The following is a 22,755-nucleotide window of genomic DNA, read 5'->3' as shown; positions in this document are numbered from 1 at the left end:
CGTCTGCTCGCGGTCAAAGCGTCAGGTACGGATCTTCGGTTTCAGCGCGCCCGCGTTTCGTTCGCGCACCACCCCGGTCCACAACCCGATGCCGTATGCCAGATCGTCGATGCGTTTGAGCAACAGATAGGTGAACAGCCCGATCGGCTCGACGTCCTCGCCGACCGCGTCTCTGCGACGCAGCCAGTCCACCACGCCGTCCACGATGGCCGCGATCAGCACCACCCGCCGGCACCGTCGCGAGAGGATGGCGGCAAGCAGCGCCAGGGGCCAGTAATGCCGGCAAATGGCCGATGCCAGCTGCAGCGCCGCTGACCACAGTCCGCGAGTGGCGATCACCAGAACGTCTTGGAGCGACGTGTCGGCTTTGCTCATCGCCTTGGCGATCCGGCGGCCCGTCAGGACGGCCATCACCAGCGACGCCAGCTGAGCGAGGCTGGTGCCCAAGGCCATCAGGATCCAGACCATCAATGCCCCGCCGGAGATCACCAGCGGGGAGGTCTTGTCCGGGTGACGAACCGACAGCGGAGCCGCCGAGCCGCCGTAAAACGCTTTGCGGACAAGCCAATCCTTCAATTCCGTGCGGTGATCGTGGGCCACCAGCGCAATCGGCTCGTAGCGCAGACGGGCGCCCGCTTCGATGAGTCGCCAGCACAGGTCGACGTCCTCGCCAGACCTCAGGGTCTCGTCGAACCCGCCGACGTCACGAATGGCGGTACTGCGGCAGATGATCGCCGCGCTGGGAACGTAGGACACACTGCTGTGCGGCAGTACCGGCGCCTCTCGCTGACCGAGGTCCAGTGACGAGCGCACCGCCTCGTACCGGGCTACCAGGTTCTCGCTCTGCGACAGGCCGACGATGCGGGGCGCGACCAGCGCGACCGTGGGGTCGCAGAAATGTCCGAGGAGCGCCTCCAGCCAGCCCCGCCGCGGCGACACGTCGGAATCCATGAACGCCACGAAGTCGGTGGTGCAGGCGGTGAAGCCGGTGTTGCGTGCCGCCGCCGGCCCCTTGCTGCGATCGTGCCGGAGCACTTTGACATCGCAGTGCGCTCCCAGGAAGTCGTCTTCCTGAATCGGGCACTGCGATCCGTCGTCCACCACGATGACCCGCAATCCCCGCAGGCATGACACCAGCCGTCGCACGCCAGAAGTGTTGTCCCGCACCGGAATCACCACCGTCACGTCGCGATGCGACGGACCACCGGCGGGCCGGGGATGGGCTACCGTGGCGTCCAGCAGGGCGCGCGCCAGCTGAGCGCTGACCTCGTCGCGCACCTTCAGCCGGCCGTCGGAGAGCATGCCCTGGGCGGCGGGCGCCAGCTTCAGCAGGCGCGTCGGCGAGCCGCCCAACAGGGCCGAACCGTCACCGAGCACCCGCACGCGGCGGTCGACCTGAACGGCGAATCCGTCCGGGAGGCGCGGCTGGCTCATGTGCGCCGCTCTCCCCCGCAAGCGGGTGGGGTCCCCGCGGAGCTGGGGAGTGCCCCCACCTCATCGCTTACGCTCTGCATCGTCGCCGGCGCGTTCATGTCAGCATCCCGTGTGGCCCCGGCGACCAGCGGGCGACTCGGCGTGCACACCCGTCGACCATCTCGCCGAAGATGCGCCTCCCCTCGGCTGCGGTGGCCGTCGTCGGGTCGCCGAGCACCCCGGTTCGGCTGACCGCCGCAACACCTCCCCGCCGCATCGCCGGCAGCAGCTCGGGCAGCGGTGCGCCGTTGCCGGCCAGTCGCCGGTCGATGCGGACGTCGTCCGGCGAAATGTGCAGCAGCACGGAAGTTTCGGTATGGCCGGCATGAGCGTCGCCGCCGGCGACGGTGCAGGGGCACCACCCCACGTCGCGGCCTTCGGTCCGCAGCGCGCTCACCGCGCGGTTCAGCGCGGCGACATTGCCGCCGTGGCCGTTGACGAAGACCAGGCGCTGGGCCCAGCAGGCGGCCGACCTGCCGTACTCCACCAGCACGGTGGTCAGGGCGTCGGTGCCGATGGAGACCGTTCCGGTGAAGCTCTGATGCTCACCGCTGGCGCCGTACGCGATGGCCGGGGCGACCAGCCATTCTCGACCATCGTCGACAAGGTCCGCGGCCGCTCGGGCAACCGCGGTGGCGATGCGCGTGTCGGTGTCCAGCGGCAAGTGCGGGCCGTGCTGTTCAGTGGACCCCAACGGAATCAGCATTGACGGCGAGATGCTTGGCAACTGGCTCGACGTCAGGCTTCCCAGTTCGCCGCGTAAGGGCACTTGCCGATGGTAGGACGAATTCACCTCTCGTGCACCAATTGTTCCAGCTTCTATTGAAATTTCTGTTCGCCGGGTGAACGAGTGCCCGGAATTTACGACACGTCCGCCACCACTGTCACGCCCGTATCAGAATTGTCGGGAACGTGTATTTGCGACAGCGTGCGGCGGCGGCCTAGGTGTCCGAGGCGGGCGCACCGAGCGCCCGGGCAAACCCCGGCGGAACCAAGATGTCGTCCGGGCTCAGGTCGTGGACCGAGGCATGGCCGAGGCCCATCAGCGCCGAGTCGATACCTCCCCGCAGGATGTCGAGGACGTTCTCGACGCCGGACTGGCCCGCGGCGGCCAGGCCCCACAGATACGCCCGCCCGATCATGACCGCCCGCGCTCCCAAGGCCACCGCCTTGACCACGTCGCTGCCCCGCCGGACGCCGCCGTCCAGCAGGATTTCGACCTGGTCGCCGACCGCCGCGGCCACTGCGGGCAGGGCGCGGATCGAGGCGGGTGTGCCGTCCAGGTTGTTGCCACCGTGGTTGGACACCGATATCGCCGAAACACCAGCGTCCACTGCCCTTTTGGCGTCGTCGACGCGCATCACGCCCTTGAGCATGAACGGCCCGCCCCATAATTCGCGCAGCCAGGCGATGTCGTCCCAGGTCGGTGGTGGGGTGCCCATCCACTCGCCGTAGGCGGCAAAGAACGGCGGGCCGGGTTCGCCGCGGCGGCCCTGATTGGGCACTCGCAGGTCCGGCGCCCGCAACGTCTTGCCGAACTTCCACAGCCATCGCGGCTTGGTGATCGCCTCCGGAGACATGCGCAGCATGGTCCGCAGGTCCATCTGCTCGGGGATCTTGGGGCTACCCCAGTCGCGACCGTGTGAGAACGTCCAGTCCGTGGTGACGATCAGTCCGGCCGCGCCGGCCTGGCGCGCGCGCTCGACCCGCTCGGCGATCGCGTCCCGGCCACCGAGCCAGTACACCTGGAAGAACAGCTTGGGGTTGGCGGCGATGACGTCTTCGATCGGCTTGCTGGCAAACGAGGACAAACCCATCGCGGTTCCCCGCGCTGCCGCGGCGCGCGCTACGGCGACTTCACCGTCCGGGTCCACCGCCTGGACACCGGTGGGCGAAATGATTACCGGAAGCGAAATCTCTTGGCCCATAACGGTGGTCGAGAGGTCGCGCTTTTCCACCACGCCGACGACATGGGGAGCGAATCCGAGTTCACTGAACGCTCCGACATTGTCGGCGACCGTAATTCCTTTTTCGCTGGCCGAAATCAAGGACGAATAAACCGATTTCGGTAAGCGCTTTTTAGCGCGCTGCTGGGCGATGGCAACTGTTTCAAACCATTGGTCGGGCATTACAGGGGACTTTCGTTGCAGAGACGTGCCGGCGGCCGCATCGAGAGCGTCAGGGGCACGGGCTCGCGGACTCGCTGTCCACGGGAGTGGTCGACGCGGGGCCGCGGTGTGTCACGGTCCCGCGCCAGCGCCGGGGCGCCGTGCCCTTGCACGCATTCTGGATCGGGGCCGTCCAGCGGCAGGCCGGTGAAGAACTTCGCCGCCATGCAGCCGCCCCGGCAGCTGTCGTAGTGGCCGCAGCTGCCGCAGGCACCCGCGGACTGGGGCTCGCGCAGTTCGCGGAACAGCGGCGCGTGCTTCCAGATGTTTTGGAAGCCAGTCCCGAAACCGCTATCCGACAAGATGTTTCCGGCCAGGAAGCGATCATGGATGGCGAACGGGCAGGCGTACACGTCGCCGACCGGGTCGATCAGGCACACCACCCGGCCGGCGCCGCACATGTTCAGGCCCGCCAGGGCTCCGGACTCGCCGAGCGGTGACAGATGGAAGAACGAGTCGCCGGTGAGCACCCGTTCCCCCTTGGCGACCAGCCAGTCGTAGAGCGCTACCTGTTGTTCGGCGGTGGGGTGCAGGTCTTCCCACACATCGGCGCCCCGTCCCGACGGCCGCAGCCGGGTGATCCGCAGGGTGGCGCCGTAACGGCTTGCCAGTGCGGCGAATTCGTCGAGCTGACTGATGTTGTGTCTGGTGACGACAACGGAGATCTTGGCATCCCGGAATCCGGCGGCGGAAAGGTTTTCCAGCGCCCGCACCGCCATGTCGAACGACCCGGTGCCGCGCACGGCGTCGTTTACCTCGGCGGTGGCGCCGTCGAGCGAGATCTGCACATCCACGTAGTCACTGGCAGCCAGCCGCGCCGCGACGTCGGGTGTGATCCGGACCCCGTTGGTGGAGAACTTCACCCCGACGTGGTGGGCGGTGGCGTAGTCCACCAGCTCCCAGAAGTCCGGACGCACCGTGGGTTCTCCGCCGCCGATGTTGACATAGAAGACCTGCATGCGTTCCAGCTCGTCGATGATGTCCTTGCATTCGCGGGTGGACAGCTCGCGTGGATCGCGCTTGCCCGACGACGAAAGGCAATGCACACAAGCCAGATTGCACGCGTAGGTGAGTTCCCACGTCAGGCAAATGGGTGCGTCCAGGCCGCGCTCGAACTGCTCGATGAGTCGCGGAACGCGCGCTGTTGGGGCGGTCATCTCGGATCCTCCTGGGCCACCAGCATGTTGGAGTCGGCCAGCACGGCCAGCGCGTGCAGGTAGGGATCTTGGCCGGCATCGTCGACTCCCGCGGCGCGGCAGGCGGACCGCGGGTCCGGGTGCTGGGCCAGCGATCGCACGACGGTGAGGATGGTGCGGTTTTTCAGAAACGACAGCTTGCGCGTACCGAAGTGGTAGAGCAGAGCGCCGAACGGTTCCGGCCGGACGGCCACCTGTGGATGCAGCCGCCAGCCGCGATCAGGATCGAACACGCGGATCAGTAGACCCCGCACATCCCGTCGATAGACACCTCTTCAACCAGAGTCTCGGCGACGAGCTCGGTGTCGGTCTCGGTCTCGTGGTCCATACGAATTGCCTCTCGTTAGGTCTCGACAACGAAGGGTCGGGCTGGTCACAATCGTCGTCAGGATATGGCATCGAGTGCCGAAATGGAAGGGCAGGTTCTGATGATGCCGCAGTCGCGGGTTGGCCGGCGCCGCTCGACGACGCCGCGCGACATCGCCGACGTCGCCATCGACTTGTTCTCCGAGCGTGGTTTCGCGGAGGTGAGTGTCGACGACGTCGCGCACGCCGCCGGTATTGCCCGGCGCACGCTCTTCCGCTATTACGCCTCGAAGAACGCAATCCCGTGGGGCGACTTCGACACCCACCTCGCGCATCTGCGAAATCTGCTCGACACTGTCGAGGAAAGTGTTCCGCTGGGCGAGGCACTGCGGGCTGCGCTGCTGGCGTTCAACACCTTTGACGAATCCGAGACCGCCCGGCACCGCCAGCGCATGCGGGTCATCTTGAAAACCGAAGAGCTGCAGGCTTACTCGATGACGATGTACGCCGGCTGGCGCGAGGTGATCGCCGAATTCGTCGCCGGCCGATTGGGTGTCAAGACCGCCGACCTGGTGCCCCAGACCGTGGCCTGGACGATGCTGGGGGTGGCGCTGAGTGCCTACGAGCTCTGGCTGGGCGACGAATCCGTGCCGTTGCCCATCGCGCTCGGGAACGCCTTCGACGTCGTCGGCGCCGGGCTGAACGGACTCGGCAGATGAATTCCGGGCACCTGGTACACACCCTGCGCTCGCAGGGGCGATTCTGCGGCGCCTCCGGCTCTTCGATGTACGACGAGCTGTTCGAGCGGGTGGCCGACGACGTGGAAGCCGGCGGTGTGTTCGCGACCATCCTGGCCGGCCGCGAAGATGCCCCGTCGCCCCAAGCGGTGCCGCTGCGACTGCTCGGCGGTCTGCACCGGATGGTGCTCGACGGCCGGGCATCGGCTCTACGCCGCTGGTATCCCAGCACCGGAGGAAGCTGGGACGCCCAAGCCGCGTGGCCGGAAATCGTGCGGGTCGCGGCGGCGAACACGGGCGTGCTGCGCGCGGCTCTGGACCAGCCACCGCAGACCAATGAGGTGGGCCGCTCGGCCGTGCTGGTCGGCGCACTGCTGCGGATCAACCACGGATTCGACTTGCCCGTAAGGCTTTTCGAGATCGGGTCCAGCGCCGGGCTCAACCTGCGGGCCGACCGCTATCACTACCGCTTTGCCGGTGGCCAGTGGGGACCGGCCGACTCCCCGGTGACCATTGACGACGCCTGGCACGGCGCGCTGCCGCCGCCCGGTGCGCTGCGTATCGTCGAGCGGTACGGATACGACATCGCACCCCTTGACGTCTCCCGCGCCGATGGGGAGATGACGTTGCTCAGCTACGTCTGGCCCGATCAGCGGGCCCGCCTGGATCGACTGCGGGGCGCCATCGCGGTCGCCCGTGAAGTCCCGGCGGTGCTGGTGCGCGACACGGCCAGTGCGGCGGTAGCCGGCGTGAGCCTGACCGACGGCGCGCTGACGGTGCTGTGGCATTCGATCACCTGGCAGTACCTGTCCGTCGACGAACGGGCCGCGATCCGCGACGGGGTTGACGCGCTGGCCGGTCAAGCCGACACCCGCTCGCCGTTTGCACACCTGACCCTCGAACCCGCGCGCGACGGTGGCGAGCTGAAGTTTTTGGTGCGGGTCCGCAGCTGGCCGGGCGGCGAGTTGCGCGTGCTCGGCGAATGCCATCCGCACGGGCCGCCGGTGAACTGGCAATAGCTTCTTTTTGCAAGATTCTTTTGCATTTTTCCGGGCCCGTGCGTCGGAAAATGCTCCGCCACCGCGACGATAAGGGTGTGAGCGCCGAAGCGGACGACCGATCCGATGCTCGACGCGCGCTGTTGGCGCTGTACGACGAGGCACTGCCGGTGGTGTACGGGTACTTCGTCCGGCGATGTGGCGATCGCGGGACGGCCGAGGATCTGACGTCGGAAACGTTCCTGGCCGCGATGGACGCCGCACGCAAGACTGACCCGCTGCCGATAGCGGTCCCGTGGTTGCTCGGCGTGGCCCGCCACAAGCTGGCGGACCACTATCGGCGCCGGCAAGCCCGCCCCGCCGTCCCGGTGGCCGAGCTGCCGGAACCCATCCTCGAAGGGGCGATCGACGACTGGGACGCCGAACTGGATCGACTGGTGGCCGAAAGCGTCCTGACCCGGCTGACCGAGCCGCACCGGACCGTATTGGTGCTGCGCTATATGGACGACTGCACGGTAGACGAATGCGCGCGACTCATCGGGCGCACCGTGCATGCCACCGAGGCGCTGTTGGTCCGTGCCCGGAAGGCGTTCAAACAGGAGTATCCGGAAGGAGGGACGTCATGAGTTTGCGCGACCGTCGGGACCCGCTCAGCGTCCTGCACACCGATGACCTTCCGGTGCAACCAGATCCGGCCTTCGCCGCGCAGCTGCGCCGGCGCCTGGAATCCGCATTGTCACTACCGGAAGGAGTTCTCATGAGCGGCACCGCCACAGCCATTTCCGAGCTGAACGAACCATCGACCGAAGACCGGCCGCCGCGCCCCGCGGCCCTGCCCTACCTGGCCGTAGCCGACGCGCGTGCCGCGATCGCCTGGTACACCGATGCTTTCGAGGCCACCGTGCTGGGTGAGCCGATCGTGATGGACGACGGGCGAATCGGGCATGCGGAAGTCGCGATCGGTGACGGCGTGCTGTACCTGGCCGACGAATATCCCGAACTCGGGTTGAAAGCCCCTGCGCCGCAGTCGGTTTCGGTGAGCCTGATGCTGCACGTCGCCGACACCGACACCGCTTTGCAGCGGGCGCGCGAACACGGCGCCACGGTGGAGCGCGAGATCTACGAGAATTACGGAGCGCGCAACGCGACCATCATCGACCCGTTCGGTCATCGCTGGATGCTCAGCGGTCCGACAAGTACCCCCGTTGCCGGCATCCGACACGGCGACATCGGCTACGTGTCGGTGTGGGTGCCCGATGCCGATCGCGCGGCCGCCTTCTACGGGCACGTCTTGGGCTGGACCTACGACCGCCAGTCGCACCAGGTGACGAATACCGAACTGCCGACCGGCATTTCGGCAGATGACGTCGAGCCGACGCTGTTCTGCTGCTACGCGGTCGACGATGTGCAGGCGGCGCGCGACTCGATCATCGCGGCGGGCGGTGTGCCCGGCGAAATCGAGCACAGAGACTTCGGCGTGCTGCTCGACGCCGTCGATCCGCAGGGCGCGGCGTTCGCCGTGTATCAACCGGCCGGTGGCCAGAAACGGCCCGAACTCAACGGTTCCGGGCCGGGTGAGCTGTCGTATGTCACCTACCAGGTGCCGGATTCGGCCGCGTTCCGCGACTTCTACGGCCGGGTGTTGGGCTGGACCTTTGCGCCTGGCCGGGTGGCGGATGGCTGGCAGGTCGAGACTGTCCATCCGATGGCCGGCGCTGCGGGCGGCAGCCCCCGTCCGGTTACCGTGCCGATGTGGACGGTTGCGGACATCGACTCGGCAGTCACGCGGGTTCGCGAGGCGGGCGGCACCGTGCTGGCCGAACCGTCGCGTCAGCCGTACGGCGTGACGGCCGAGTGCGTCGACGACCAGGGCGCCCGCTTCTATCTAGGCCAATTCTGAGATTGCCGCAATGACCTACTTCGCCGCCTTGACGAAGTAGCCGCGCGGCACGCCCTCGACATCCATCGGGACCATCGGCGCGAACCAGCGGTCGTAGCGATTCCCGACTTCGGCCACGTCGATCACCGTCGCCGACCAACCACGGCGCGCAGCAAGCTGTTCTGGTTCATCGGTGCCGAACAACCACGGCGCGCCGTTCTTCGCCATCGATTCCAAAACCGGTGCCATGGAATCGGATTCGAGCAGCGACTTGCCTATAACCTCGTACAGCAACACAGAGCCGGGTGCGGACAGCGCGTCGATGCGATCGAACAACGTGTGGACCGCACTCTCGTCGAGGTACTGCAGCAGGCCTTCGAGTAGCCACACGGTGGGCGTGCCCTCGGTCAGGCCGGCGGACCGGATGGCGGCGGCCCAGTCGTCGGCCAGGTCAACGGCGACCGGGACGCGCCGGCAGCGTGGGTTCTCACCGCCGAGCAACCGGGCCTTGGCCGAAAGGACCTGGGGCTGGTCGAGTTCGTACACGACGGTGCCGTCCGGCCAGGGCAGGCGGTAGGCTCGCGCGTCCATCCCTGCCGCCATGATGACGACCTGCCCGCCTTGCGGCACCGCTTCGAGTAGGGCTTCGTCCCAGAAGCGGGTCCGCACGACGATCTGGGCGGTGGACTGTTCGCCGGCCGAGGTCAGTGCTCCGGCAAGCAGTTCTCGCCCGCGGTCGCCAGCCAGTCGCTCGGCGAATGGATCGCAGAAGAGGCCGTCCGCACGGGCCGACTCGCGGGCGCGGATGGCGGCGACCAACAGCGCCGTATCGGCCACCGCTCGGTGATGTGTGTCCATGGGTTCATCATCGATGCCGGACCGTGGCCTGGCTTGTATTTTTCGGTCGCACCGGGGTTTCGGTGTGAAGGCAGGGCTTTTGGTGTGCAGCCAGGGCGGAATCTCTTTGAGGGGCGATTCTGCGCCCTGGTTTAACAGCCATTGCCGACGTTTCTCAGCCATCGCCGACGTTTCACACGCAGCGGAGGGCACGACATCAGCCGCACCTAGCGAAGCGCGACATGCCCGGGCATCGACGACCGTCGCTGTACGTAGTGGGTGGGTGTTATCGCCGCGAACGCCTGGAACTCCCGGACGAAGTGGGCCTGATGGAAGTACCCGAGATCGGCGGCGATTCGCGCGCCCGGCGCCGCCGCATCGAGCGCGCGCAGCGCCGCCTGCAGCCGTCGCACCCGAAGATAAGCCTTGGGTGACAACCCGACTCGTGAACGGAACACCGCGTTGAACCGCTTGGCTGAGAGGCCGGTGAAGTCGCGGGCTTTCGAGACCCTCATCGACGGATTTTGTTCCGCGGCAACGATTACCGAAGCCACCTCCGAGCGTGCTGGCACATACTGCGAGCGCATGCGGTGAAGCAGAAACGTCTCGACTAAGTCCACCCGACGCCTTGCCGACCGTGTCTCGACCAGCTGGTCCAGCAGCAAGTCGGCGTCCGAACCCCAGAGATCCGCCAGACCAGCGCAGGTGTCTTCCAGCTCCCCCAGGGGACATCCGACGAATGGCTGCGCCCCCGCCGGACGGAAGTGGATCGTCATGACGGTCTGAGTGGCTTGGACCCGGGTGATGTAGGAGGCCACACCCGGCCCGACGAGGAAAGCCGGCGGAACCGATAGCCGGGTGCCGCCATCGGCGGCATAGAAGCCGAGGTCGTTGCCGTCGCCGACGTCGATGATCACCGTGGCGGCTCCTCGAGGCAGCGCCCGGCTGGTGTGCGCGCCGATCGCGCTACCCCGCTCCCAGTAGCCGAAATACTCGATGTGCTCGGCAAGCGGCGGCCGCGGCCGATACAACCGCGGGCCAGCCATGTCAGCCCAGCACTTCCGAAATGGGTGTGGCGGCAGCGATTTTGGCGCGGACCTTCATCACCTTGCCTGGCATTCCACCGCCGACCACGCCGACGAGCACGCCGTCACGCTCGTAGTAGGCCAAGAACTTGCGGCCGTCATCCTCGACCAGATGCACGATGTCGGTGGCTTCCGGCTCGCCCAGGCATTGGATCTTCACGTCGTACTGGTCGCTCCAGAAGTACGGGACCACCACGGCCGACGGCACGTCCTGGCCCAGCATCGCCGGCACCACGACCCGGGCCTGGTCCGCGACGTTGCTCCAATGTTCCACGCGCGCTTGATGTCCCGTGGGATCACGCCAGGAAGCGACGTCTCCGAGTGCCCACACGTTTGGCGCGCTGGTGCGTCCGGCTTCGTCGCAGATGACGCCGTTATCGACCTCGATGCCGCTGCCGTCCAGCCACTCGGTCGCCGGACGCGACCCGATGCCGACGACCACCAGGTCTGCTGCCAGTTCTGTACCGTCGCTGAGCACCACGGTGTCGACGTGGCCCTCGCCGCGCACTTCGGCCACGCCCACCCCGGTGCGCACGTCGACTCCCTCGGCGCGATGCAGCCGCGTCACCAGTTCGCCGATCTGCTCGCCGAGGACGGCCGCCAATGGGGTGGGCTGGGGCTCCACCAACGCCACTTCCACGCCCAGGCTGCGCAGGCTGGCCGCGACCTCACATCCGATGAAGCCGGCGCCGACGATGACGACGCGATTGGCCGCCGACGCATGGGTGCGCAACGCCATGCTCTGGTCGAACGACCGGAGCACCCGAATGCCCTCCAGATCGGGGAACGACGGGATGAGCCGCGGCACCAAACCGGTAGCGATCACGAGTTCGTCGTAGCCGAGCACGGATCCGTCCGAAAGCGTCACCGTCTGCGCGGTGGTGTCCAGGCTGACGGCCGCGGATCCCAGCCGCAGCGCGACGTCTTTTTCGTCGTACCATTCGCGCGGCTTGAGCGCGACGTCGTCGACCTCGCTGCGCAGCACTTCCTTGGACAGCGGGGGCCGGTCGTAGGGCAGATGCACCTCGTCGCTGACGATCGTGATGGGACCGGTGTAGTCGGCCCGGCGCAGTTGCTCAGCGGTGCGGGCGGCGCCGAGTCCGCCGCCGACGATCACGATTCCTTTTTTGGGTCCGTTGGACTTCGCGCTACTGGTCACTCGGAGTTCATAGCACGCTCGCCGGTTCAGTACTTCAAGGCGCCCTTGTCCACCGGGATCTGTGTGCCCGACAGTGTGCCCGAGCCGTCGCCGGCCAGCCAGACCACGACGTCGGACACCTCATCGGACGTCATGAATCCCTTGTACTGCACCGGCATTGGCGGAAAGCTGTGCACGAACCGGGGATGCTTGGCGAATATCTGCATCATCGCCTCCGGCTCGATCATCGGGGTGTCGACGGAGTAGGGGTGGATGGAGTTGACCCGGATGCCGTATTCGCCGAGTTCGATCGCCAGGGTGTTGGTCAGCGCGGTGAGCCCATGCTTGCTGGCCGAGTAATGCCCGTTGCCGGGCGTCGCCTTGAGTCCGGCCGACGAGCTGACAACGACTATTGAACCGCCGTTGCCGGCCTCGATCATCGCGGGGATCGCGGCGCGCAGGGTGCGCCAGGTGCCCGTGAGATTCACCCCGATCACCGTGTCCCATTGCTCGTCGGTGAGTTCCCATAGCCGGCCCCAGCCCAGGACTCCGGCGTTGGCCACCAGGATGTCGAGCCGGCCGAATTGTTCGACGCCGTCGGCGACCAGTTGCCGCAGGGCCGGGTCGTCGCGGATGTCCACCTCGCGGGCCAGCACCTTGCGGCCTTCAGCTTCCACCAGCCGCACGGTTTCGTTGAGGTCCTCCGGCGTGGCCGGCGTGTACGTCAGCGTGCCGGACACCGGAGCGCAGATGTCCAGCGCGATGATGTCGGCGCCTTCCCGGGCCAGCCGCACCGCGTGCGACCGACCCTGGGCGCGAGCAGCGCCGGTGATGAAGGCAACCCGGCCTTGCAGCGATCCAGTCACCCAGCCAGGCTAGCAGCGAAACTGAAACGTGTTCTAGTTGGGGCGTTCGGTACGATTCAGACGGACAAAGTCGACTTCGTAAACGCCTTTCTAACAATGGATCGGAATACCGATCAAGTCGTAGCCGCAGTCTTTGATCGCGCCGGGAGGCGGGTTGTCTCCATCGAAAACATTGCCACTGACAGTGCCATATCTAGTTTGGACGTTGCCATATCCTTCTTTGACGAAATACCAGGTGTGGCAGACACTCATGTCCCAAACTTTGTCGGCCCCCGGGCCGGTCGGAGGATTCATCGAATCCCCCGGGCACCAGTGGTGTGGACTCGACGGTATGGCCAGGGCGGCACCCGAGCCCGCCCCCAGGCAGGCCAGACCCAGACCGCCGGACACCAACATGGCCGTTGCGAGCCGGCCGACTCCTCGTCTTGGCATGCGGGTGATGACCATGCTGGACTTCCTTTGCTACCGGGCCCGCCGCGGACCTTCCGCCATGGTATGTCCCGGCGGACAGGCCCGGGTGATGGGCAATTCTGCCTGTTTTGTGCCGGCATAAGTAGACACGGGCCGAGTTGCTACCGATCCCAACATGGGGTCACATCTGCGAAATGATCCGAACCCGGTGGGTGTTGTATTCCTCCTCGGTCACCGCGCCGCTGGCGCGTAGCGTCTCGAGGTTCTGCAGACGCTCGGCGGTCGACGCTTGCGGTGCGGCCGGCGCTGCCACTGCCTGCTGCTCCGCGGCCTTGCGCACCACCGCCAGGACCTGCTGACGCGCTGCGGGATTCGACCGAATATCGTCGTTCAGCTGAACATTGTTGGCCTTGAGGATCTGCAGGATTTCCATTACCGGGCCGGTCTGCCCGCTCAGGTCATAGGTCTTGTCGTCTTCAGCGACGGCGAACTTCATGGGCACCAGGCCGTTCACTAAAGCGCTTCGCTCCCAGTCGATTTGGTGTTCCTGGGTAGCGGGGTCAACGACGACGACCAGCTTGCGCGCGGTAATGTTCGGCAGACGGCTGACACTGGCAACGAGCCGGTCCTCGCTGTTGAATGGCTCGAACCCCGAACCGGAGATGTGTAGCTGCACTTTGACCAGCGGTTGATCGTTGATTTGCGTACCCGTCTGAGCGATGCCCGTGACCTCAGCGAGCGCGAGCACACCGCCCTGTTCCAACGCCGCCCTCCTGGCCGCCGCTTTCGAACCGCGGATGATCTGCATCGGCGGGACCAAGAACACGTAGACGGTCACGAACAGGCCGACGTACAACATCCACTTAGAACCGCTGGGCCTGCCGCTTGAAAAATATTCGATCAGAAATAACGGCCCGACCACGCCGCATACCAGCATGGAAAACTGCAATTTCACATAGCGCCACAACATGTGCCTACTTCCCCCCGATACCCGACAGTTCCTGTCACATTAACGCCAAATCGGCGCTACCGATCCCGAACTCGGCGGGCAGCTTGCTAGGGCGCAAGGGCGAGCCGAAACCGACAAAGGATCGTCGGCGGCATCTTGAACAGGATGTACCTCTCAAAATCGGTGTGCGACGTCGCAACGCTTTCCAGCAGAGCAGCGCATATGGCAGGGCTAAGCATTACACTCTGATCTGCCTCGAAACGACAGGAGCCGGCAATGTTAGCGCGTTATCTAAAGGCCCAACTATTCGTCCTGATCTGCGGAGGGATCGTCGGGCCGATCTTCATTGCCGCTTACTTCTTGCTTCCGTCCATGATCGGTTCGCAATTCTCCGGTAATGGAATCGACACGGGCTCGCTTGGCTCGCTGGTGCAGGACAACATCGGATGGATGTTGTATGTCGGGGCGTTGATCACCATTGCGGATGTGGCGGTTGCCCTGTGGCTGGCCAACCGCGGCGCCCGCTCGTCGGCCAAGTCCGCGGCCCTGCGCCAGACCGGGGTGCTGACGGTGGCCCAGATCATCGGCCTTTCCGAGACGGGAATGCGTGTCAACGAGCGCCCGGTGGTCAGATTGAACCTGCGCATCTCCGGTCCCGGGTTTGGGTTCGACAGCGACAAGCGGGTGATCGTCGACATCGCCAAACAGGCCATCGTCACGTCGGGCAAGGTTGTCGTACTGGTGGACCCGAACACGCGTGAGTACGAAATTGATTGGCAGGCCAGCGGATTGATTGCCGGCGTGGTACCGGCACAGTTCACCAGCACCGAGGACAACAAGACCTACGATTTGAGGGGTCAACCCGACCTGCTGATGGAGATCCTGCAGATCTACAAAGCGAACAATCTGCCGTTCGGTGGCACGACCGATCTGCGCAACTACCCAGCGGTGCGCCAGCAGGTGATGGCCGTAGTGCGACGCGCCCAGCACGCCCAGGCGGTCCCGGCACCTGCCGGGGCGGCACCGTCCGAACCCGGGGGTTCCGCAATGCCACCACCTCCACAAGCACCCGCCTCTCAGCGGCTACAGGAGCTCGAAACGCTGCGCGCCACCGGGGCTATTACGGAGGCCGAATACAGCGCGAAGCGCGAGAAGATCATCGCTGAGCTCTGATCAGCGATGCTTCGAATCGTGGCGCCAACGCCTGCCCGTTGGTCGGCGGGTTCGGCATTGGTGTTGATCGGGGCCGCAGTTGTTTCGACCACAGCCGCATGCGGCAGCATTCGCTCGGGCCTCGGTGGTGGCACCGACGCCGCCAACGCGTGTCAGGTGCTGACGCTGGATCTCGCGAAGCCGGTGATCGGTGACAATGCCGTCCAATCGATCTCTGCGCAACCCAATCCGCGCGAAACCCACTGCCAGTACAAGGGTCAGAACGGCTGGATCGACGCGATGGTCGGCGAGTGGTCCGTGATCCACCTCGTCAGTGAGCCGAATGAACAGCCGGTCGCGGGGATCGGCGACGCAGCGTACACGTCGTTCTCGGGCCTGAAAGTGCGAAAGGGCAAGCACGGCATGCAGATCAACGTCGTGCTCACCTCGGGAGACTCCAGCACCCGAGACGACAGACAACTGCAGGCGGAGAAAGACCTCGCCGCCAAGATGCTTCCGAAACTTTGACGTCGACCATGCTCGGCGAGGGTATCGCGACTCAGATATCTGAGATGATCTGGGCGCGTTGGGTGTTGTATTCCTGCTCCGTCACCGCGCCGCTGGTGCGTAGCGTCTCCAGATTCTGCAGACGCTCGACGGTCGAAGCTTGCGGCGCGGGTGGCGCCGCCGCCGCTGCCTTCTCCTCCTCGAACCTGCGCAGCACCGCCAGGGCCTGCTGACGAGCTGCGGGATTCGCCCGAAGGTCGGCGTTCAGCCCAAAGTTGTTGGCCTTGAGGATCTGCAGGATCTCCATTACCGGACCGGCCTGCCCGCTCAGGTCATAGGTCTTGTTGTCTTCGGCGACGGTGAACTTCATGGGCGCCAGGCCGTTCACCAAAGCGCTTCGTTCCCAGTCGATTTGGTGTTTCCGGGTGGTGGGATCAACGACGACCACCAGCTTGCGCGCGGTGATGTTCGGCAGGCGGGTGATACCGGCGAGGACCTTGTCTTCAGTGTCGAAGGGCTCGAAGCCCGATCCGGAGATGTGCAGCTGCAACTTGACCAAGGGTTGATCGTTGATGGTAGTCCCGGTCTCGTTGATGCCGGTGATCTCAGCCAGGCCAAGCAACCCGCTCTGTTCGAACGCAGCCCTTTTGGCGGCCGATTTCGAGCTGTAGGTGAACAACACCGGCGGAATCAAGAAGGCAAGGACGGTGACGCCCACACCGGAGTACAACATCCACGTCGCATCGGCGGGCTGGCCGAGTACGAAATAAAAGATCAGAAAGGCCGGTCCGACGCCGAAGCATGTCAGAATGAATAACTGCAATTTCAGATAGCGCCACAACATGTGCTTGTCCCTCCCGTTGCCCGATAAGTGGAGTCAGACTAGCGCCGTCGTGGCGCTACCGATCACAAATTCCGTCGAAAGCACCTACGGGCGAGCAGACGCAAAATCCCCCGAAAACCAGTCGTTTCGGGGGATTTTGCGTCTGGGCGGCCGGGCGTGGCCCGGCGAACGCTGTCAGAAGTTACTTGATGATCTTGGTGACCCGGCCGGCGCCGACGGTGCGGCCACCCTCGCGGATCGCGAACCGCAGGCCCTCGTCCATGGCGACGGGCTGGATCAGCTTCACCGAGATGTTGGTGTTGTCACCGGGCATCACCATCTCCGTGCCCTCCGGCAGCGTCACCACACCGGTCACGTCGGTGGTGCGGAAGTAGAACTGCGGACGGTAGTTGTTGAAGAACGGCGTGTGCCGGCCGCCCTCGTCCTTGGACAGGATGTAGACCTGGCCCTCGAACTCGGTGTGGGGCGTGGTGGTGCCGGGCTTGGTGACGACCTGGCCCCGCTCGACGTCCTCACGCTTGACACCACGCAGCAGCAGTCCGACGTTGTCGCCGGCCTGCCCCTGGTCGAGCAGCTTGCGGAACATCTCCACACCGGTGACGGTGGTCTTGGTGCTGGTCGGGCGGATGCCGACAATCTCGACTTCCTCGTTGACGTTGATGACGCCCCGCTCGACACGACCGGTCACCACGGTGCCGCGGCCGGTGATCGTGAAGACGTCCTCGACGGGCATCAGGAACGGCTTGTCGGTGTCACGCACCGGGTCCGGGATGGACTCGTCGACGGCGTTCATCAGCTCCTCGACGGACTCGACCCACTTGGCGTCGCCCTCGAGCGCCTTGAGCGCCGAGACGCGGATCACCGGGGCCTCCTCGTCGAACTCCTGGGCGGCCAGCAGCTCGCGGACCTCCAGCTCGACGAGCTCCAGCAGCTCCTCGTCGTCCACCGCGTCGGCCTTGTTCAGCGCGACCAGGATGTAGGGCACACCGACCTGACGGGCTAGCAGCACATGCTCACGTGTCTGCGGCATCGGGCCATCGGTGGCGGCGACCACCAGGATCGCACCGTCCATCTGGGCGGCGCCGGTGATCATGTTCTTGATGTAGTCGGCGTGGCCCGGCGCGTCGACGTGGGCGTAGTGCCGCTTGTCGGTCTGGTACTCCACGTGCGCGATGTTGATGGTGATACCGCGCTGACGCTCCTCGGGCGCGTTGTCGATCTGGTCGAACGCCTTGGACTCGTTCAGGTCCGGAAACTTGTCGTGCAGGACCTTGGTGATAGCCGCGGTCAGTGTGGTCTTGCCGTGGTCAACGTGACCGATGGTCCCGATGTTGACGTGGGGCTTGGTCCGCTGGAACTTCGCCTTCGCCACTTCTGTGTCCTCCTGGACTTGTTGGTGCTTTAAAAGCAGTGTTGATTTTTACAGGTTTTGCCGCGGTGGTAACCGGGTCAGCTTACTCGTAAGGTTCTGTGTCCGTTGCTCGGCTCCTCACTCGTAGGCTTCACCTACTCGCCGTCGCCTTCGGTGCCGATTGCTCGGCTCTCCCCCGCATTGGCCCAGCTACTCCCCCGTCGCCTTCGCGATGATCTCCTTCGACACGTTCGCCGGAACTTCGGCGTAGGAGTCGAACACCATGGAGTAGTTCGCCCGGCCTTGCGTCTTGGACCGCAGGTCGCCGACGTAGCCGAACATCTCCGACAGCGGCACGTGCGCCTTGACGACGCGCGCACCGGCCCGCTCCTCCATGGCCTGGATCTGGCCACGGCGGGAGTTCAGGTCGCCGATCACATCGCCCATGTAGTCCTCGGGCGTGGTCACCTCGACGGCCATGATCGGTTCCAGGATGACCGGTTGCGCTTGCGCCGCAGCCTTTTTCAGCACCTGCGAACCGGCGATCTTGAATGCCATCTCCGACGAGTCGACGTCGTGGTAAGCACCGTCGAGCAGGGTGACCTTCAGGTTCACCAGCGGGTAGCCGGCCAGCACGCCATATTGCATGGCGTCCTGGGCGCCGGCGTCCACCGACGGGATGTATTCGCGCGGGATGCGGCCACCGGTGACCTTGCTCTCGAACTCGTAGGTGGCGCCGTCCTCACTGGTGAACGGCTCGAGCTTGATGAGTACCTTGGCGAACTGGCCCGAACCACCGGTCTGCTTCTTGTGGGTGTACTCGACGTTGTCCACCACGCGGCGGATGGTCTCCTTGTACGCCACTTGCGGCTTACCGACGTTGGCCTCGACCTTGAATTCCCGGCGCATCCGGTCCACGAGGATGTCCAGGTGCAGCTCACCCATACCGCCGATAACCGTCTGCCCGGTCTCGGAGTCCAGATGCACCTTGAAGGTCGGATCCTCCTCGGCGAGCTTCTGGATCGACAGGCTCAGCTTCTCCTGGTCGCTCTTGGTCTTCGGCTCGATGGCCACCTCGATGACCGGGGCGGGGAAGGTCATCGACTCGAGGACGACCTGCTTGTTCGGATCGCTCAAGGTGTCACCGGTGGTGGTGTCCTTGAGGCCGATCACCGCGTAGATGTGCCCCGCCGACGCGCTGTCGACCGGGTTCTCCTTGTTGGAGTGCATCTGGAACAGCTTGCCCAGACGCTCCTTCTTGCCCTTGGTGGCGTTGATGACCTGGGCGCCGGAATCGACCTTGCCGGAATACACCCGGATGTAGGTGAGCTTGCCGAAGAACGGGTGCGTGGCGATCTTGAACGCCAGCGCCGCGAAGGGCTCGTCGGTCGTCGCGTTGCGGACGACCTCCTCGTCCTCCTTGCCGGGCGGGTGCCCGATGGCCGGCGGCACGTCCAGCGGCGACGGCAGATAGTCGACGACGGCGTCGAGCATCGGCTGCACGCCCTTGTTCTTGAACGCGCTGCCACACAGCACCGGGTAGATCTCGCTGGCGATGGTCAGCTTGCGGATCGCGCCCTTGATCTCGTCGACCGTCAGCTCTTCGCCGCCGAGATACTTCTCCAGCAGCTCCTCGTCGGACTCGGCGACCACCTCGAGCAGCTTGGTGCGGTACTCCTCAGCCTGTTCTGCCAGGTCGGCCGGGATCTCGATGGTGTCATAGGTCTCGCCGAGCTTGGTCTCGCCGCGCCATACCTTGGCATTCATCTCGACCAGGTCGACGACGCCCTCGAATTCGGCTTCCGCGCCGATCGGCAGCTGGATCGGGACGGCGTTCGCCCCGAGCCGCTCTTCCATGGTGCGCACCGAGAAGTAGAAGTCCGCGCCGATCTTGTCCATCTTGTTGACGAAGCAGATGCGCGGCACGTCGTACTTGTCGGCCTGCCGCCAAACCTGCTCGGACTGCGGTTCCACGCCTTCCTTGCCGTCGAACACGGCGACCGCGCCGTCGAGCACCCGCAGGTTGCGCTCCACCTCGACGGTGAAGTCCACGTGGCCCGGCGTGTCGATGATGTTGAGCTGGTTGTCTTTCCAGAACGTCGTGGTAGCCGCGGACGTGATGGTGATCCCGCGCTCCTGTTCCTGCTCCATCCAGTCCATCGTGGCGGCGCCGTCGTGCACCTCACCGATCTTGTAATTGATGCCGGTGTAGTACAGGATGCGCTCGGTGGTCGTGGTCTTGCCGGCATCGATGTGCGCCATGATGCCGAAATTGCGGACCTTGCTCAGGTCGGTCAGCACGTCCTTCTGTGCCACAGAAGTCTTCCCACTCTTTCGGTTGCTTGGTAGTTCGCTATCGGTTGCGCCCCGGCAGAATCACCGGTGGCTTGTCACCAGCGATAGTGCGCAAAGGCGCGGTTTGCCTCGGCCATCTTGTGGGTGTCCTCGCGCCGCTTGACGGAGGCCCCCAGGCCGTTGCTGGCGTCCAGGATCTCGTTGGCCAGCCGCTCGATCATCGTCTTCTCCCGGCGTTGCCGCGAGAAGCCGACAAGCCAACGCAGCGCCAGCGTGGTGGACCGGTCCGGACGCACCTCGACTGGCACCTGGTAGGTCGCACCGCCGACGCGGCGGCTGCGCACCTCGAGGGCCGGCTTGACGTTGTCGAGAGCACGTTTGAGGGTGATGACGGGGTCGGTGCCGGTCTTCTCGCGGGCATGCTCGAGCGCTCCATAAACAATGCGCTCAGCCAGCGATTTCTTCCCCTTCAGCAGAACTTTGTTCACCAGTTGGGTGACCAGTTGCGACCCGTAGACGGGGTCGTTGACCAGTGGACGCTTGGGTGCGGGCCCCTTGCGCGGCATCAGCTCTTCTCCTTCTTGGCGCCGTAACGGCTGCGAGCCTGCTTGCGGTTCTTGACGCCCTGGGTGTCGAGCGAACCGCGGATGATCTTGTACCGCACACCGGGCAGGTCTTTCACCCGGCCACCACGCACCAGGACCATCGAGTGCTCCTGCAGGTTGTGGCCCTCGCCGGGGATGTAGGCCGTGACCTCGACCTGACTCGTCAGCTTCACCCGGGCGACCTTCCGAAGCGCCGAGTTCGGCTTCTTCGGGGTGGTGGTGTACACGCGGGTGCATACACCACGGCGCTGCGGGCTGCCCTTCAGAGCCGCGGTCTTGACCTTGCCGATCTTGTCCCGACGACCCTTGCGGACCAGCTGCTGAATGGTTGGCATCTACCGGCTTTCTGTGTTGCGCTCTACGTTCTGTTCTCGGGTGTGTCGCATGCGCTTGCCCCGGATTTTTCCGATGCATCCTGGACATGCGAATTGGCCCGGCATTCACGCCTTACGTCAGGCGTCGTAAGCCGCCAGGCACGAGCTACCACAATACCCGCCGGCGGTCTGGCAGGTCAAAGCGGTGCCCGGGGGTAGCGGATCGGTTTCAGCTGGACCGGGCGCCACCGGGCGTGGTGCGCCGATCCAGGCCCGCCGCCAGCCGCAGCACCATGTCGGAGAACACCGCGTCGGTGTCGATGTCGTCCATCACCCCGGTCATCTCCAGCAAAACGAACCCGTGCAGTGCCGACCAGAACTCGAGAGCGGCGTGGAAGGCCTCCTCACCGTCCAGTCCGTAGGAGGACAGCACCGCGATCACCGGGGCCGCCGCACTCCTGGTCGCCGCCGTGTAGTCCGGGTCGTCGCCGCCCAGCGGCATCCGGGTGAACGCCGAGTACCGACCCGGGTGGTGATGGGCGTAGCTGCGGTATGCGCCGGCCATCACCAGCACCGCGTCGTCGCGCTCGCGGCCCTCGCCGACCCTGTTCAGCATCCCGATGATGTCGTCTATCACCCGAACGCGCACAGCCCGGCGCAGGTCTTCCAGGCTGTCCACGTGGTTGTACAGCGATGGCCCCTTGGTGCCGAGCTGGGTCGCCAGTGCATTGATGGTCAGCGAATCCCAGCCTTCCCGGTCGAGGAAGGTCAGCGCGCCCTCGACGATGCCCTCGCGGCTCAGCTTCGCGGGCCGCGCGCCCGCTTTGGCCGCACGCTGGCGCCCGGGCGCCGACGACGGTTCCGGCTGAGCTGCCATGCGATCGCCCTTCGATTCCGATGGCCGTTTGAAGATCAACTAATGACTCTAATTGACGAGGGCGCGAGACTACCTTGCCCGACGCCGGTGCATTCGTAATCACCCTGCCGAGCGTGCGCAAATGCCGCCCAAAGGGTCATTTCGCTGTACAAATGCGCACGCTCGCCAGTAGTCAGCGCGGGGCGGCCGCCACGTCGATATCTCGCTGTTGCCGGGCTGTGTACAGGAGACGGCTGGACTGCTTGATAAATGGCCCAGTAAATGCACTCAACTCTGTTTTCCGGCGGGCGAATGCACGTAGGCTCAGTCGAGCGGATTGCGTGCAGGCAAAGGAGGCGCTCGATGAAGTGGACAGCTGCCGTCTCACTCGGCGCCTGTGCCATCGCGATTGCCTGCGCCGCGGCCGCCTCGCCACCTGCCGCGCACGCCAAGAACGGCGATACCCATGTGGTCGGCGAAGGCCTGGAGCAGGTGGTGGACTGCGGCGACGCGACGCTGATCGTCAATGGCTCGTTCAATAACGTCACCGCGAAGGGAAACTGCTGGGCGGTGACCGTCATGGGCTCGTCGAACACCGTCATCGCGGATAGCGTCACGCACGACATCACGGTCTACGGCTACGACGAAACGGTGTTCTTCCACGGCGGCGACCCGGTCCTGTGGGACCGCGGCCGCGAACTGGGGATGGTCAACCGGCTGCAACGGGTGGGCCCCTGACGGAACGCAATCACAGTCATCAATACCTCGTAAGAACCCAACCCCTACCG

The 22,755-nt window shown here is 65.4% G+C and carries 25 protein-coding genes; 7 read left to right on the top strand and 18 right to left on the bottom strand.

Annotation, left to right across the window (positions count from 1 at the left end; genetic code table 11):
* Positions 1–21: 21 nt before the first annotated feature.
* The 6 genes from mftF to mftA all read right to left on the bottom strand — a co-directional run bounded on the left by mftF (position 22) and on the right by mftA (position 5,165).
* Positions 22–1,434, bottom strand: coding sequence for a mycofactocin biosynthesis glycosyltransferase MftF (gene mftF, locus A9W99_RS13275; RefSeq protein WP_067378130.1), 1,413 nt, complete (start codon positions 1,432–1,434; stop codon positions 22–24).
* Positions 1,435–1,528: 94 nt separating this feature from the next.
* Positions 1,529–2,266 carry a mycofactocin biosynthesis peptidyl-dipeptidase MftE gene (mftE, locus tag A9W99_RS13270; protein ID WP_067378127.1) on the bottom strand — a complete coding sequence of 246 codons (738 nt, stop codon included), beginning with the start codon at positions 2,264–2,266 and terminating at the stop codon, positions 1,529–1,531.
* Between the two features lie 148 nt (positions 2,267–2,414).
* Positions 2,415–3,602, bottom strand: coding sequence for a pre-mycofactocin synthase MftD (gene mftD, locus A9W99_RS13265; protein ID WP_067378124.1), 1,188 nt, complete (start codon positions 3,600–3,602; stop codon positions 2,415–2,417).
* Positions 3,602–4,798, bottom strand: a complete 1,197-nt coding sequence (mftC, locus tag A9W99_RS13260) for a mycofactocin radical SAM maturase (protein WP_067378121.1) — start codon at positions 4,796–4,798, stop codon at positions 3,602–3,604. The genes mftD and mftC overlap by 1 nt, the downstream gene beginning before the upstream one ends.
* Positions 4,795–5,070 carry a mycofactocin biosynthesis chaperone MftB gene (gene mftB / locus A9W99_RS13255; protein WP_172828865.1) on the bottom strand — a complete coding sequence of 92 codons (276 nt, stop codon included), beginning with the start codon at positions 5,068–5,070 and terminating at the stop codon, positions 4,795–4,797. The genes mftC and mftB overlap by 4 nt, the downstream gene beginning before the upstream one ends.
* 5 nt (positions 5,071–5,075) lie before the next feature.
* Positions 5,076–5,165, bottom strand: a complete 90-nt coding sequence (mftA, locus tag A9W99_RS13250) for a mycofactocin precursor MftA (protein ID WP_067378115.1) — start codon at positions 5,163–5,165, stop codon at positions 5,076–5,078.
* 100 nt (positions 5,166–5,265) lie between these two features.
* On the opposite strand from mftA, the gene mftR reads away from it, so the two are divergent.
* Genes mftR through A9W99_RS13230 form a run of 4 tightly spaced genes read left to right on the top strand, consistent with a single transcriptional unit; the run spans position 5,266 to position 8,778 of the window.
* Positions 5,266–5,862 carry a mycofactocin system transcriptional regulator gene (mftR, locus tag A9W99_RS13245; protein WP_172828866.1) on the top strand — a complete coding sequence of 199 codons (597 nt, stop codon included), beginning with the start codon at positions 5,266–5,268 and terminating at the stop codon, positions 5,860–5,862.
* Positions 5,859–6,899 (top strand): DUF2332 domain-containing protein, encoded by a 1,041-nt coding sequence (locus A9W99_RS13240; protein WP_067378111.1) that lies wholly within the window; start codon positions 5,859–5,861, stop codon positions 6,897–6,899. The genes mftR and A9W99_RS13240 overlap by 4 nt, the downstream gene beginning before the upstream one ends.
* Before the next feature lie 50 nt (positions 6,900–6,949).
* Positions 6,950–7,504: an RNA polymerase sigma factor gene (locus tag A9W99_RS13235; RefSeq protein WP_371514956.1), complete on the top strand. Its 555-nt coding sequence runs from the start codon at positions 6,950–6,952 to the stop codon at positions 7,502–7,504.
* Positions 7,501–8,778 carry a VOC family protein gene (locus A9W99_RS13230; protein ID WP_067378108.1) on the top strand — a complete coding sequence of 426 codons (1,278 nt, stop codon included), beginning with the start codon at positions 7,501–7,503 and terminating at the stop codon, positions 8,776–8,778. The genes A9W99_RS13235 and A9W99_RS13230 overlap by 4 nt, the downstream gene beginning before the upstream one ends.
* 15 nt (positions 8,779–8,793) lie before the next feature.
* On the opposite strand, the gene A9W99_RS13225 is transcribed toward A9W99_RS13230, so the two are convergent.
* The 6 genes from A9W99_RS13225 to A9W99_RS13200 form a co-directional block, all read right to left on the bottom strand.
* A complete protein-coding gene (locus tag A9W99_RS13225) occupies positions 8,794–9,615 on the bottom strand; it encodes an SAM-dependent methyltransferase (RefSeq protein ID WP_067378105.1) in 822 nt (273 codons plus the stop codon).
* 206 nt (positions 9,616–9,821) lie between these two features.
* Entirely contained in the window at positions 9,822–10,640 is an 819-nt protein-coding gene (locus tag A9W99_RS13220) for a helix-turn-helix domain-containing protein (RefSeq protein WP_067378104.1), read from the bottom strand.
* Between the two features lies 1 nt (position 10,641).
* Positions 10,642–11,868 carry an NAD(P)/FAD-dependent oxidoreductase gene (locus tag A9W99_RS13215; protein ID WP_371514957.1) on the bottom strand — a complete coding sequence of 409 codons (1,227 nt, stop codon included), beginning with the start codon at positions 11,866–11,868 and terminating at the stop codon, positions 10,642–10,644.
* A complete protein-coding gene (locus tag A9W99_RS13210; RefSeq protein WP_067378098.1) occupies positions 11,865–12,683 on the bottom strand; it encodes a mycofactocin-coupled SDR family oxidoreductase in 819 nt (272 codons plus the stop codon). Before A9W99_RS13210 ends, A9W99_RS13215 begins: the two co-directional genes overlap by 4 nt.
* A 90-nt stretch (positions 12,684–12,773) precedes the next feature.
* Entirely contained in the window at positions 12,774–13,130 is a 357-nt protein-coding gene (locus A9W99_RS13205) for a hypothetical protein (RefSeq protein WP_253869808.1), read from the bottom strand.
* Positions 13,131–13,275: 145 nt separating this feature from the next.
* Complete coding sequence (locus A9W99_RS13200) at positions 13,276–14,064, bottom strand: hypothetical protein (protein ID WP_067378095.1); 789 nt, start codon at positions 14,062–14,064, stop codon at positions 13,276–13,278.
* 255 nt (positions 14,065–14,319) lie between these two features.
* On the opposite strand from A9W99_RS13200, the gene A9W99_RS13195 reads away from it, so the two are divergent.
* A complete protein-coding gene (locus A9W99_RS13195) occupies positions 14,320–15,216 on the top strand; it encodes an SHOCT domain-containing protein (RefSeq protein WP_067378091.1) in 897 nt (298 codons plus the stop codon).
* A gap of 18 nt (positions 15,217–15,234) precedes the next feature.
* Positions 15,235–15,723, top strand: a complete 489-nt coding sequence (locus tag A9W99_RS13190) for a hypothetical protein (RefSeq protein WP_156623085.1) — start codon at positions 15,235–15,237, stop codon at positions 15,721–15,723.
* A 31-nt stretch (positions 15,724–15,754) separates the two neighbouring features.
* Here A9W99_RS13190 and A9W99_RS13185 read toward each other — a convergent pair whose 3' ends face one another.
* From A9W99_RS13185 to A9W99_RS13160, 6 genes are all read right to left on the bottom strand, one after another.
* On the bottom strand, positions 15,755–16,546 hold the full coding sequence (locus tag A9W99_RS13185; RefSeq protein ID WP_067378085.1) for a hypothetical protein: 792 nt from the start codon (positions 16,544–16,546) through the stop codon (positions 15,755–15,757).
* A gap of 181 nt (positions 16,547–16,727) precedes the next feature.
* A complete protein-coding gene (gene tuf / locus A9W99_RS13180; protein WP_067240664.1) occupies positions 16,728–17,918 on the bottom strand; it encodes an elongation factor Tu in 1,191 nt (396 codons plus the stop codon).
* Between the two features lie 189 nt (positions 17,919–18,107).
* Positions 18,108–20,213, bottom strand: coding sequence for an elongation factor G (gene fusA / locus A9W99_RS13175; RefSeq protein WP_082929978.1), 2,106 nt, complete (start codon positions 20,211–20,213; stop codon positions 18,108–18,110).
* Positions 20,214–20,287: 74 nt separating this feature from the next.
* Positions 20,288–20,758 (bottom strand): 30S ribosomal protein S7, encoded by a 471-nt coding sequence (rpsG, locus tag A9W99_RS13170; RefSeq protein WP_067240665.1) that lies wholly within the window; start codon positions 20,756–20,758, stop codon positions 20,288–20,290.
* Positions 20,758–21,132: a 30S ribosomal protein S12 gene (gene rpsL / locus A9W99_RS13165; protein WP_003879423.1), complete on the bottom strand. Its 375-nt coding sequence runs from the start codon at positions 21,130–21,132 to the stop codon at positions 20,758–20,760. The genes rpsG and rpsL overlap by 1 nt, the downstream gene beginning before the upstream one ends.
* 208 nt (positions 21,133–21,340) lie before the next feature.
* Positions 21,341–21,988 carry a TetR/AcrR family transcriptional regulator gene (locus A9W99_RS13160; RefSeq protein WP_067378083.1) on the bottom strand — a complete coding sequence of 216 codons (648 nt, stop codon included), beginning with the start codon at positions 21,986–21,988 and terminating at the stop codon, positions 21,341–21,343.
* A gap of 342 nt (positions 21,989–22,330) precedes the next feature.
* Between A9W99_RS13160 and A9W99_RS13155 the strand changes: the two genes are divergently transcribed.
* Positions 22,331–22,705 (top strand): DUF3060 domain-containing protein, encoded by a 375-nt coding sequence (locus A9W99_RS13155; RefSeq protein ID WP_067378079.1) that lies wholly within the window; start codon positions 22,331–22,333, stop codon positions 22,703–22,705.
* The last annotated feature ends 50 nt before the right edge of the window (positions 22,706–22,755 follow it).

Source organism: Mycobacterium sp. 1164966.3 (genome assembly GCF_001665395.1).
In the GTDB taxonomy this organism is placed as follows: Bacteria; Actinomycetota; Actinomycetes; order Mycobacteriales; family Mycobacteriaceae; genus Mycobacterium.
The sequence above is the reverse complement of the archived record's forward strand: the minus strand, read 5'-3'. Positions and strand labels throughout refer to the sequence as shown.